Below are 11,680 nucleotides of genomic sequence, written 5' to 3' on the forward strand. Positions count from 1 at the left end.
TATAGTTAGCGCCTACTAACGTTCTGCGCGACGATTTACGTATTCTCTCGGGTCTACATGCTTCCCGTTGCGTAAGACCTCGTAATGTACGTGAGGACCTGTAGAACGCCCCAGGGTACCTACTTCCGCAATTTTCTGGCCACGGGTAACCACGTCCCCTACATCAACATCAATGCTACGCATATGCGCATAGCGGGTCCGTAAACCTGCACCGTGGTCAATTTCAACAAGCTTACCATAGCCAGCACGACGACCGGCAAAAGTAACTATTCCCGCACCCGTTGATATGATTGGGTTGCCCTCTGCGCTTGCAAAATCCACACCCCGATGCATGCGCGGATTGCCATTGAAAGGGTCCTTACGAATGCCATACTGCGATGATAACCAGCCACTGGTTATCGGACGACCCGCAATATGTCGTTCATCTTCTATATGGTGATTGATCATAACAGACTCAAGGAGGCGCAACTGTTTTTGTTTATCTGCCAGCTCGCCTAACATGCGATCCAGGTCACCTAGTACCTGATGGTCAGTTACCGTAGGCCACTCGCTGGCAGTTACTTCAGGTCCGCCTAATGGCATCGGCTGATTGAAATTGAATTCATCCTGGTCAATTTGAGCGACATCCGCTAGACGCTGACCCAGCGCTTCCAAACGTAATAACTGCGCCTGCATTTCGCCTACTTTCATGGTCATGGCCGTCAATTCACGCTGCGTATTCTTGCGCACTTCTTTGACCGCCTCACTCTGCATGGCAAGGTTGCGTTGTTCATCAGTAATACGACTCTGAGCTACCTGGCTATCTATTCCCCGGTATTGCCAGGGCTGTTGATAACTAATCACAAGGAACGCAGTGATGCCGGCCAGGGTTAATAACCGCCGCCGCGTAAAACGCAAACCAAACTTAATTTTCCGACCACGGTAAATAATTGATAAACTCATGTGACTACTCGTATTAAAACTGCAAATTAATTATGGTACGTCGTTCGGCAAAAAATATTCGTCAGCTACTGCAACAAAGCCATATTGGCGGTTTGCAGCAACGCACAGAACAGTTTGAGCTCTGGCAACGTCTGTGGCAGGAATGCGTACCTGCCGAACTGGCACGTCACTGCCGTTGTACTGCGGTGCACAGCGGAAGCCTGAAGATCTCAGTTTCCAGTGCAATATGGACGCCGCGTTTACGAATGCTGGAGACCCATATTATTGATTATTTCAATCAATTTCTAGAACAACCTGTCATGCGATGCGAAATTAAAGTAGAACCCAGTCTACATCAGGCCGCCAGCAAAAAGCTGAACCGCTAAAATGCGAAAAGCGGCGCCTTATTCAGGCACCGCTTTTTTAACTTCAAAATATCATCATGCCAGAGCTGGCTGCAGGTAATTAATTGGAGATTCCACCAGCTCTTCTTCGAAGGTCGTAAACTCCCAGGCTTCGGCGTTATTCATTAATGCCACCAACAACTGGTTATTCAGTGCATGACCTGATTTATAGGCCCTTAAATGACCCAGAATGCTATGTCCGCCCATATACAGGTCGCCCACCGCATCGAGAATTTTATGCTTCACGAACTCGTCGTTGTAGCGCAGACCATCACCGTTCAGTACGCGGAATTCATCCAATACCACCGCATTATCAAAGCTACCGCCTAAGGCCAGGTTATTAGCGCGCAAGGTTTCAATATCTTTCATGAAACCAAAAGTACGGGCGCGGCTAATGTCTTTGATAAAGTTCTGGCTGCTGAAGTCCATGGATACAACCTGATTACTATCAGCAATCGCCGGATGGTCAAAGTCGATAGCGAAATCGATGCGGAATCCATTATGGGGTAACAACTCCGCCCACTTTTCGCCATCTTCTACGCGTATTGGTTTTTTCACGCGAACAAACTTTTTCGGTAACATCTGCTCCTGAACGCCAGCTGTCTGCAGCAGATACACAAAAGGATGCGAGCTACCATCCATGATCGGTATCTCATGCGAATCCACTTCTACGATCAGATTATCAATACCCATGCCAGCCACGGCTGCCAACAGGTGTTCAACCGTAGATACGCGAACATTCTGCTCGTTAATCAGACAGGTACACATGCGTGTATCTTTAACCAGCTCAGGAGACGCTTTAATCTCCACCACTGGATTCAGATCGACACGACGGAACAATATGCCAGAGTTTGCCGCTGCTGGACGCAACGTCAAGTTGACTTTGTTACCCTTGTGCAAGCCTACACCCGTAGTGGATATAGCCTGCTGAATTGTACGTTGTCTAATCATACGAACCTCGCATTATCTGCCATCCTGGCCCGCCCAATAAAAAGCGGCCGAAAACTATAACAAACATTAAAGTTTTCGTCAAGCCATAAGCTTCGACTTTTAGTCGGCCTGCCGGCGTAAAAACGCTGGAATATCAAGGAAATCGGTATCAGCGGACGGCTTGCTTTTGCTCGCTGGTTTTTCTTCCTGTTCAGGCTCAACCTGTTCTTTGTAAGCACGCGCGGTGGCTTCTTTACTGCTGGCGTAACTACCGCCTGAAGTTTGCGCTGTGCGCGCACCGCTGCCTTCTGCTTTTTGCGTATTAACCAGTGAGATATCGGGCTTACGTTCCGCACCAATACCTGTTGCAACTACAGTGACACGCAACTCGTCAGACATCTCTACGTCAATAACGGTTCCCACGATCACTGTGGCGTTATCAGAAGCGAAGGCTTTAACCGTATTACCTACGGTTTCAAACTCTTCAATGCTCATATCCATACCGGCGGTTACATTAACCAGTACGCCGCGAGCACCCGACAAATCAATGTCTTCCAGTAACGGGCTGTTAATGGCCATTTCAGCGGCTTCCTGTGCACGATCTTCGCCAGAAGCAACGCCGGTGCCCATCATAGCTGTACCCATTTCACGCATGACCGCCTGCACATCGGCAAAGTCGACGTTGATCAGGCCCGGACGCGTGATCAGTTCGGCAATACCCTGTACCGCGCCAAGCAGTACATTGTTAGCTGCGCTGAAAGCGTCCAGCAAGGTCGTGCCTTTGCCCAGTACTTTCAGCAGTTTTTCGTTTGGAATCGTAATCAACGAGTCCACATGCTCAGCCAGTTGCGCTATGCCCGCATCGGCTGCAGCCATGCGTTTTTTGCCTTCAAAAGGAAACGGCTTAGTAACCACGGCAACGGTTAAGATGCCCAGTTCTTTAGCCACTTCAGCAACTACTGGAGCCGCGCCTGTACCTGTACCACCGCCCATACCGGCAGCGATAAAGATCATATCGGCACCTTGTAGCTGTCGCATTAATTCTTCGCGGTTTTCTTCCGCCGCCAAACGACCGATTTCCGGGTTAGCACCAGCGCCCAGGCCTTTAGTGACATCAACACCAAGCTGGATAGTTACGTCAGCATCATGGCGTCGCAACGCCTGCGCATCGGTATTTGCTGCCAGAAACTGAACCCCTTCAATAGATTCACTGACCATGTGCTGAACAGCGTTACCGCCGCCACCACCTACACCTATGACTTTTATTACGGCATCGGACTCATAGTTGTCCATTAGCTCAAACATGTTACTCATTGTATTTCTCCACTTGCCTGCTTGTTGTTACCCCAGTTAAAACTCACCTTTAAACCAGCTCTGAATGCGTTTCCACCAACGCCTTGTGTCATTGCGCTCTTTTTCCTGCAATTGAGCGCTCAGTTTGAGCTGGCCAAATCGTAATAAGCCGACGCTGGTCGCATAGGACGCATCGCTTACATAATCCGTTAATCCTTTAATGCCCAGTGGCGAACCTAAGCGCACTGGCATCTGAAATATTTCTTCTGCAAACTCGATAGCACCTTCCATCTTGGCGGTGCCACCGGTTAATACCACGCCGGCCGCAATCTGTTCGTCCAGCCCGCTTTTTTGAATCTCATCCCGTACCAGTTCGAAAAGTTCCTGATAACGCGGTTCTACCACCTCGGCCAGAATATGACGCGACATGGTACGTGACGGACGACCGCCTACTGAAGGCACATCAATATTGTCTTCTTTGCTGACCAGCTGGCGTAAAGCACAGGCATACTGCACTTTAATATCTTCAGCATGACTGAGCGGTGTGCGAAAGATCTTAGCTATATCATTGGTCACCTGGTTGCCCGCTACCGGTATCACCGCGGTATGGCGTAGCACACCACCGGAGAACAGGTTGATATCAATCGTACCGCCACCCATGTCGACCAGCGCACAACCGAGCTCTTTCTCATCATCGGTTAACACCGCATGGCTTGAGGCCAGCGCTGAGAAAATCAAGGACTCTACTTTCAGATCACAGCGTTCGACCGCTTTTTGAATATTTTTTGCCATATCGTTCGCGCACGTGATGATATGCACCCGTGCCTCCATGCGAACACCTGACATACCAATCGGGCTTTTAATGCTTTCCTGGGAGTCAATCACATACTCCTGAGGTAGCACGTGCAGGATACGCCGCTCCTGGGCAATAGGAACTGATTTAGCGGCGTGAATCACGCTTTCCACATCATCCTGCGTCACTTCCGCTTCGTTAATCGGCACCATGCCGTTTTCGTTCTGGCAGCTAATATGACGACCTGAAATATTCAGGTAGACCGAAGACACCTGGCAATCAGCCATCAGCTCAGCTTCATCAACGGCACGCTGAATAGACTGCACGACCAGGTTCAGATCATTCACGCCGCCCTTGTCCATACCGCGAGCTGCAGTTACGCCAACACCCATGATGCTTAACTCGCCATCGGGCAACATCTCACCTATCAGGGCCACCACTTTACTGGTACCAACATCCAGGCTGACAATCATTTTGTCTTCGTCTGTTTTCACGATCACGGTTTACTCACTTCCTGTTGTTATTCGCGCCAACCTACAGCGACACCGGTGTCATAACGTAGGTCAACATAGTCAATAGCTCTTTCATCCTGCGTACTTAAGAATGAATACAAATCCATAAATCGTTGTACGCGCTCTAACCGGGCTTCACGCCCCAGTCTCAAACTTATTCCATTGTTCAGTCTAACACTGACTGAAAAACGTTCGGTAACTTCCAGCTGCTGAATACTAAACGGACTCAGCGCCAACATACCGCCAATGCGCTCAAACTGCCGGATAACTTCCTGCACATCCGCGTCAGGACCCTTTAGGTGCGGCAGTTCAACCGCTAACTCGTTCACTTGCGCACTAAATATCTGACCCTGCTTATTCAACACCTGCTGGTCATTCCATATCGCCATCGGAATTTGCTCTACCACAAAAATCCGTAAGCGACCTGGCCATTCTTTGCGTACCGATGCCGAGTAAATCCAGGGCAATGCTTCCACCCGGTCACGCAGTGTCTCTACATCAGCAGCGAAGAAACTGCCTACTTCGCCGGCAATCAGCGCCTGCCGGATATCATCCGACGTACTGTGCTGCATATCGCCCTGTATCACGATGGCACCCAACGGCACCTGCTGCTCATCCATCAGGGTCTGGTAAACTTTCAACCCCGACCATATCAAGCCCAGCATAATGACGATAAAAGCCAGCACTCCGAACCAGAAACTCCAACGCACGCTATGCCAGTCGAACTGCTTCATGTCACCCTACTCCCGGGTGTCGGCCAGAATCCGAACCACTAGTTGCGCAAAGCTCATTCCCTGCTGCTTAGCTGCCATAGGTACCAGACTTTTTACTGTCATTCCGGGTACCGTATTAACTTCCAGCAGTTGCATTGCACCCTGCGCATCCTGTTTTAAATCAACGCGTCCCCAGCCACTTCCGCCAACCGCTGCAAAAGCCTTTAGTGCCAGTTCGCGAACCTCTTGCTCGGCTTCTTCACTTAAACCCGCCGGACATAAATATTCTGTCGTATTGTCTTCATACTTAGCCGCATAGTCATAAAACTCATGCGGTGTGCGTACCCGAATCGTCGGTAACGCCTCTTCGCCAAGTATGGCTACCGTGTATTCTTCGCCGGGTAACCACTGCTCTATTAATACATCATCGTCGTAACGAGCTGCGTCTGTTACCGCCTGAGCCAGTACTGTCACGTCGCTGGCCTGAGCCATGCCGACACTGGAACCTTCCTGACTCGGTTTCACCATCACCTTGCCACCCAGTTTTTTCAGTAGCGCGGCATAATCCAGCGTCTTGCTTTGCTCCCGGTTAACCACCTGGGAGGCCGCCGTGGGTAACCCCATACCTGTCCATAAATACTTGGTCCGCGCTTTATCCATTGCTAAAGCGCAAGCCATGACACCACTGCCGGTATAAGGTACTTGCAGCGCACTCAGTACCGCCTGCGTATGGCCGTCTTCACCGCCGCGACCATGTAATGCAATAAAAGCCCGGCGAAAGCCAAGTTCCGGCAACTGTAATAAACTCTGCTCGGCGGTGTCATAAAAATGGGCATCGACGCCTTCTTCCAGCAATCCTTTAAGTACCGCATCTCCGGAACGCAGCGATACTTCACGTTCAGCGGAAAAACCACCAGCCAGCACTGCGACTTTACCCAGCTCAGTCATGCTTTACGCCCTCATCGGACTTACTCTGCAACTGTAATTGCAACGCATGTAACTGCCGTGCCAACGCCCCTACGTTACCGGCACCCTGAGTGAGCACTAAATCACCGGGTTCAATGATATCTGCCAGCACTTCAGCAACCTGGTCCGGTTGTTTTATATAAACCGGTTCCAACGCACCACGCTGACGTAACGAACGACACAACGAACGACTATCCGCGCCGGGCACTGCCTCTTCACCCGCGCCATAGACTTCCAGTAATAACAAAGCGTCGACTTCGCTGAGTACATCGACAAAGTCTTCATATAAATCTCTTGTCCGGCTATAGCGATGCGGCTGAAAACACATCACCAGACGCCGTTCCGGCCAGCCTGAACGCACAGCAGCTATAGTCGCAGCGACTTCCGAAGGATGATGTCCGTAATCATCAACCAGCATGACATCGCCTTCCTGCTTTTTGCGCGTTATCGGGTAGGTGCCATAATGCTGAAACCGACGGCCAATACCTTCAAAACTCGCCAGTGCTTTTTCGATAGCCTGATCTTCGATACCTTCGTCCGTAGCTACTGCAATAGCTGCCAAAGCATTTAAAACATTGTGCCGACCCGGTAAATTGAGCGTTACTAATAACGGCTCACGGTCACGACGCAGCACCGTAAAGCGACTTTGATTGCCTGTCTGGGTGTAATCCACAGCACGGACATCCGCACCCTCACTAAAACCATAAGTTGATATCTGACGGCCCACCCGCTGTAGAAGCCCGCGATTTACCGGGTCGTCCAGGCACATAACCGCGAGTCCATAAAACGGCAGGTTATGCAGAAACTCAACGAAAGTGTCCTGAACCTTAGTGAAGTCACCGGCATAAGTATCCATGTGATCAGGTTCAATATTGGTAACTACCGACACCATAGGTTGCAAGTGCAGGAAAGACGCATCGCTTTCGTCGGCTTCGGCGATTAAGTATTTGCTATTGCCCAGACGGGCATTGCTGCCGGCGCTGTTCAAGAGGCCACCAATAACAAAAGTCGGGTCCTGATCCGCGGCGGCAAAAATACTGGCAATCAGACTAGTGGTAGTTGTTTTACCGTGGGTGCCGGCTACCGCAATACCATGTCGGAAACGCATTAACTCGGCCAGCATTTCTGCCCGCCGTACCACAGGTATCAACAGATCATGAGCAGCCACCAGCTCTGGATTCTGCGGATTGATGGCGGTCGAGACCACTACCACATTTGCTTTCGTTACGTTGTCAGCACTATGTCCAAGAGCAATACAGGCTCCTAATTCACGCAGGCGCAACGTATTCGAGCTTTCCGCAATATCCGAGCCAGATACCTGGTAACCCTGGTTCAACAGAACCTCAGCAATACCGGCCATACCCGCGCCGCCAATGCCGACGAAGTGAATACGCTTCACACGCCGCATTTCTGGCACGTTGACTACAATAAATGGCTGTTCTTTGACCACGTTCATGATACGGCTCGCTCTTTCATTAATTCCTGACAATGTTGTACTATTTTTTGTGTCGACTCGCTGCTGGCGACAGTTTTTGCCTGTTCACCCATGTGTTGTAAGCGTTCAGGGTCGATAGCTAATTCCTGCAATACGCTAAACAGGCTTGATGCATTCAACTGCGACTGTGGCAGCAATATGGCTGCCTGTGCGCTGACTAACACTTCCGCATTGCGGGTCTGATGGTCGTCTACCGCATACGGGTAAGGCACCAGAATGCTGGCTACCCCGGCACAGGCCAACTCCGCTACCGTTAATGCGCCAGCGCGACACAGTACCAAATCAGCCTGCTGGTAAGCGGCGGCCATATCTTCAATAAATTCCACCACTTCCACTTTGACGCCAGGGCCAGCCTGCTGGTAACGCTGCACGGTTTCCTGCTCCCGGCCTTTGCCGACCTGGTGCGTTATCCGTAACTCAGGGTCCGTCCATTTTTGCAGTGCCACTGGTACATTCTGATTCAATACCTCAGCGCCAAGACTGCCGCCAATAATTAATAACTGCAGTGTGTCGTTAACAGGTTTTTGCGGTGCTTCTATTAAGTCGCAAATATCCTGGCGCACCGGGTTACCAACCCATATGCCCTGCTTTAATTTGTCCGCCGCCGCTTTGAATCCGAGCAACGTACGCTGAGCAAAGCGGCTCAGTAACTTATTGGTCATGCCCGGCGCTGCATTTTGTTCGTGAATCAGCAAAGGGACTTTACTCAACCAGGCTGCGATTCCGCCTGGACCCGCGGTATAACCACCAAAACCCACTACCAAGTCCGGCTGTAATTTCTTCATCAATTGACGGGCCTGGGCTACCGAACCTGATATGCGCCATGGCGCCGCTAGCCAGCCAGCGATACCGCGGCCACGAAGCCCCTGCTGCGGCATGCTGTAAAAAGCAAAACCTGCCGCTGGCACTACGCGCGCTTCAAGACGCTCCTCGGTACCTGCCCAGCTAACCTGATAGCCCTGTTCCCGCAGTTGTTCGGCAACTGCAAGAGCCGGGAATACATGGCCGCCAGTGCCGCCTGCCAGAATAAGTACGTGCTTACTCATATGCGCACCGCCTTAGATTTAGGCGAACGCCGCCGCGGGCCAGGTTTGCTCGCTTTTGCTGGCGTGCTTTTGTCGCGGTAACCCACGCGCAGTTCATAATCAATACGCAGCAATATCGCCAGCGCTATCGTCATCGCCAGCAGACTACTGCCGCCATAACTTATAAATGGAATCGTTAAACCTTTGGTCGGGATCATGCCCGCTGCCGCACCTACATTGACTATGGTCTGGAAACCAAACCAGATACCAATGCCATGTGCCAGGTAACCACTAAAGGCGCGTTTTTGACGTAGCGCGCGCTGACCTAAGAAAAGCGCTTTAGTCACTAAAGCCAGAACCAGTAATATGGTCAGCGTAAGACCGATCAGCCCAAGTTCTTCGGCCATCACTGACATAATAAAATCGGTATGGGCTTCGGGCAGATATTGCAGTTTCTGCACACTATTACCGAGGCCCTGACCACCCCAGTCGCCACGGCCAAAAGCCATCAATGACTGAGTTAACTGATAACCACTACCGAATGGGTCTTCCCATGGGTTCCAGAATGCGGTTACCCGGCGCATCCGGTAAGGTTCAATAATAATAAGTCCGATTAAAGCAATCAGTAGCGTCAGCACGACTCCGAAAAACTGCATCAGACGCGCACCGGCCAAAAACAACATGCCCATGCTGGTGGCAGCTACTACGATAACAGTACCCAGATCCGGCTGTAATAACAGTAAGACACTAATCACACCGAGCAGGAACAGAGCTTTTGCAAAACCTTTCAGGTTCTTGCGTACTTCGTCATGGCGTCGGTTTAAGTAACTGGCCAGGAAGATAAAGAAAAATAATTTGGCAAATTCCGCCACCTGCAAGGTGAAAGAACCAATGCGAATCCAGCGGGTAGCGGCGTTCACGGTATGTCCGAAAAGCAATACCACCACCAGTAAAACAATAGCGGCAAGGCATAACCAACCGTTCACCGATTCCCAGCGTGACATCGGCATAGTCAGAACCAAAGCGCCGATAAACAGGCTCACTGCAATATAGAAACCATGGCGGAAGACAAAGTGAAAAGGATTGCCTTCCAGACGCTCGCCAACCGGCATCGAGGCAGATGTCACCATGACCATGCCAATAGCCGTTAAAGCAAACATAATAAATAATAAATGGCGGTCATAAAGTTGATTAGACTGTTGCTGATGATACCAACCGCGTAGCTGTTGCCACGGCCCATCGGCTGCTGGCATGCTCAACTCAAGCTGCTGCTCAGTCGCGCGCATAACAGGCCTCCGCAGCGGCAGCAAATACTTCACCGCGTTCGGCAAAACCGGAAAACATGTCCAGGCTGGCGCAGGCTGGAGATAAGAGCACCAGGCTGCCATCAGCAGCCGCTTGATACGCGGCATTTACAGCCTGCTGCATATCATTGACCTGCAAGGCTCCGGGTTTCAGAGCAGCCAGATAACGCCCGTCACGACCCAGAGTAATGAGTAAATCGACCTGTTCTAAGGCTGATTTCATCACGCCTAAATCAGCACCTTTAGCATCGCCACCTGCGATTAGTATCAGTTTTCCAGGTACCTTAGGTCGCAGCCCGGTAATTGCAGCTATCGCCGCGCCTGTATTAGTCGCTTTAGAATCATTTATCCAGCGCACGCCGTTATGTTCGACAACTAACTGACAACGGTGTGCCAGTGACTGGAACTTAGGAACTGCTAAGGCGGCCTGTTCTATGTCAACGCCCAGAGCACTCACTAAAGCCAGTGCAGCCTGAGCATTTAACTGGTTATAATCCCCTTCGACAGGTAAGTCTTTGACTGCCAGCAACGGCTGTCCGGTAAAGCAAATCCAGCTTTCATTATTTTGTTCTTCAACACCGAAACCCTGATCACTGGCAGCAAGACCAAAGCTTACCTGGTGCTGCAGACGGCGCTGCCGTGTCGGTTGCGTTTGTTTATCTTCGCGGTTGTAAATACACATATCCGCATGGCGATAGATGCGATTCTTCGCCAGTGCATAAGCCGTCTCACTCGGGTAACGATCCAGATGATCCGGGGTTACATTAAGCACAGTCGCGGCTGCCAGTCGCAAGCTGGAAGTCAGTTCCAGCTGGAAACTGGACAGTTCAAGCACAATGCAGTCATATCCCTTGTGCAATAATTCCAGTGCCGGGATACCAATATTACCACCCACTCCAGGGTTACGTCCGCAGGACTCAAGTATATGCCCACACATACTGACCACCGTGGATTTGCCATTGGAGCCGGTCACTGCAATTACCGGCACATCGACCAGACGGCCGAAGAGTTCAATGTCGGAAATCAGCTCAACACCGGCGTCAGCGGCCATTTTAAGTGCATCAAGACTAACTGGCACACCTGGACTGACTATCGCCATGTCCAGCCCCAGCAATTCCTCTAACTGCAGTTCGCCAAGGTAAGTCTCGCATTGGTTCAGTGAGCTGTCGCTTTGAAATGCTTGTGGCGCCTGCTGCCGTGTATCAAAAAGTACCGGAGTAATGTCGTGCTGCAACAAAAAGCGAGCGCAGGAGAGCCCTGTCAGGCCAAGCCCAACAACGCCGATCCGCTCATATTGCTTTAATAAAGTTGCCACGTTCATAAT

The 11,680-nt window shown here is 50.9% G+C and carries 11 protein-coding genes; 1 reads left to right on the top strand and 10 read right to left on the bottom strand.

Annotated elements, in window-relative coordinates:
* Positions 1 to 15: 15 nt before the first annotated feature.
* Positions 16 to 942 carry a M23 family metallopeptidase gene (locus CWE09_RS07870; protein WP_126803423.1) on the bottom strand — a complete coding sequence of 309 codons (927 nt, stop codon included), beginning with the start codon at positions 940 to 942 and terminating at the stop codon, positions 16 to 18.
* 32 nt (positions 943 to 974) lie between these two features.
* On the opposite strand from CWE09_RS07870, the gene CWE09_RS07875 reads away from it, so the two are divergent.
* Positions 975 to 1,307 carry a DciA family protein gene (locus tag CWE09_RS07875; RefSeq protein ID WP_126803424.1) on the top strand — a complete coding sequence of 111 codons (333 nt, stop codon included), beginning with the start codon at positions 975 to 977 and terminating at the stop codon, positions 1,305 to 1,307.
* 54 nt (positions 1,308 to 1,361) lie between these two features.
* Here CWE09_RS07875 and lpxC read toward each other — a convergent pair whose 3' ends face one another.
* From lpxC to murD, 9 genes are all read right to left on the bottom strand, one after another.
* Complete coding sequence (gene lpxC, locus CWE09_RS07880; protein ID WP_126803425.1) at positions 1,362 to 2,276, bottom strand: UDP-3-O-acyl-N-acetylglucosamine deacetylase; 915 nt, start codon at positions 2,274 to 2,276, stop codon at positions 1,362 to 1,364.
* Positions 2,277 to 2,375: 99 nt separating this feature from the next.
* Entirely contained in the window at positions 2,376 to 3,560 is a 1,185-nt protein-coding gene (gene ftsZ / locus CWE09_RS07885) for a cell division protein FtsZ (protein WP_126803945.1), read from the bottom strand.
* Between the two features lie 45 nt (positions 3,561 to 3,605).
* Positions 3,606 to 4,814: a cell division protein FtsA gene (gene ftsA / locus CWE09_RS07890; RefSeq protein WP_420807996.1), complete on the bottom strand. Its 1,209-nt coding sequence runs from the start codon at positions 4,812 to 4,814 to the stop codon at positions 3,606 to 3,608.
* Positions 4,815 to 4,861: 47 nt separating this feature from the next.
* Positions 4,862 to 5,587: a cell division protein FtsQ/DivIB gene (locus CWE09_RS07895; protein ID WP_126803426.1), complete on the bottom strand. Its 726-nt coding sequence runs from the start codon at positions 5,585 to 5,587 to the stop codon at positions 4,862 to 4,864.
* Between the two features lie 6 nt (positions 5,588 to 5,593).
* Positions 5,594 to 6,514, bottom strand: coding sequence for a D-alanine--D-alanine ligase (locus CWE09_RS07900; RefSeq protein WP_126803427.1), 921 nt, complete (start codon positions 6,512 to 6,514; stop codon positions 5,594 to 5,596).
* Positions 6,507 to 7,988, bottom strand: a complete 1,482-nt coding sequence (murC, locus tag CWE09_RS07905) for a UDP-N-acetylmuramate--L-alanine ligase (RefSeq protein ID WP_126803428.1) — start codon at positions 7,986 to 7,988, stop codon at positions 6,507 to 6,509. Before murC ends, CWE09_RS07900 begins: the two co-directional genes overlap by 8 nt.
* Positions 7,985 to 9,073: an undecaprenyldiphospho-muramoylpentapeptide beta-N-acetylglucosaminyltransferase gene (murG, locus tag CWE09_RS07910; protein ID WP_126803429.1), complete on the bottom strand. Its 1,089-nt coding sequence runs from the start codon at positions 9,071 to 9,073 to the stop codon at positions 7,985 to 7,987. The genes murC and murG overlap by 4 nt, the downstream gene beginning before the upstream one ends.
* Positions 9,070 to 10,338 carry a cell division protein FtsW gene (ftsW, locus tag CWE09_RS07915; RefSeq protein WP_126803430.1) on the bottom strand — a complete coding sequence of 423 codons (1,269 nt, stop codon included), beginning with the start codon at positions 10,336 to 10,338 and terminating at the stop codon, positions 9,070 to 9,072. Before ftsW ends, murG begins: the two co-directional genes overlap by 4 nt.
* Positions 10,325 to 11,677, bottom strand: coding sequence for a UDP-N-acetylmuramoyl-L-alanine--D-glutamate ligase (gene murD / locus CWE09_RS07920; protein WP_126803431.1), 1,353 nt, complete (start codon positions 11,675 to 11,677; stop codon positions 10,325 to 10,327). The genes ftsW and murD overlap by 14 nt, the downstream gene beginning before the upstream one ends.
* Between the last annotated feature and the right edge of the window lie 3 nt (positions 11,678 to 11,680).

The organism is Aliidiomarina minuta (genome assembly GCF_003987145.1).
Classification (GTDB): Bacteria; Pseudomonadota; Gammaproteobacteria; order Enterobacterales; family Alteromonadaceae; genus Aliidiomarina; species Aliidiomarina minuta.